This window comes from Psychrobacter sp. FME6, assembly GCF_014861365.1.
Taxonomy (GTDB): Bacteria; Pseudomonadota; Gammaproteobacteria; order Pseudomonadales; family Moraxellaceae; genus Psychrobacter.
The window spans coordinates 1-309 of sequence record NZ_RRYW01000266.1 but is presented as its reverse complement, the minus strand read 5'-3'; the positions used below and the strand labels follow the sequence as shown (position 1 = coordinate 309).

The 309-nt window shown below is 35.0% G+C and carries 1 protein-coding gene; it reads left to right on the top strand.

Features of this window, described 5'->3' with window-relative positions; all coding sequences use genetic code 11:
• Positions 1-46 precede the first annotated feature (46 nt).
• Positions 47-309 (top strand): transposase (locus EI162_RS14570; RefSeq protein WP_413038404.1); only part of this gene is annotated, 263 nt, incomplete at its 3' end.

Genomic DNA, 309 nt, shown 5'->3' with positions numbered 1-309 from the left:
AAATGGTAAAACAACCCTACAAGCTATGATTTATAAGGGTTTAACTATGTCAACCACAACAAATAATATTGACATTCTCAAACAGCTTTTTAACAACCTCTCTGAGCAAGAAAAAGAGAGGTTTTTAGGTGATATTTCAAGACTAAGTAATATTGAAAAAGTCATTCAGCCTAAAGAGGTATCTTGCTGCCCTCACTGCAACTCTACTCATTTTGTCAAAAACGGCACTAAATGCAACAACCAACGCTACTTGTGTCGTGACTGTAAAAAATCCTTTGTTGAGCAGACAGGTACAATATTATATAACTC